Here is a 309-nt window from a genome sequence, read left to right as displayed (position 1 = left end):
GTGTTACCGGCGGCCTTTACTCAGGTGACAGGTGAAGCCCATTGGTGGCCGCTGCTTAGGGCCAGGGCCATTGAAAAACAGTGCTTTGTGGTGGCAGCCGGGCAGGGCGGCCAGCATGCCAACGGGCGTGAGACCTATGGCCATTCCACTATTATAACTCCCTGGGGAGAAGTGTTGACCAGTCTGGCCCAAGGGCCGGGGCTGGTACAAGCGCTGGTTGATTTTGACCAGATGCACGAGATTCGTCGAAATATGCCGGTTGGGCAGCACAACCAATTCAGGAGCGAACTGATTGAATTCAATAGTTGA

General features: G+C 55.7%; 1 protein-coding gene. It reads left to right on the top strand.

All coding sequences use genetic code 11. From position 1 onward, the window contains the following. The coding region (locus J0A66_RS22640; RefSeq protein ID WP_277603626.1) for a nitrilase-related carbon-nitrogen hydrolase at positions 1-309 on the top strand (309 nt) is incomplete at its 5' end.

The organism is Bowmanella dokdonensis, from assembly GCF_017254865.1.
GTDB lineage: Bacteria > Pseudomonadota > Gammaproteobacteria > Enterobacterales > Alteromonadaceae > Bowmanella > Bowmanella dokdonensis.
This window is presented reverse-complemented; position numbering and strand designations above follow the sequence as displayed.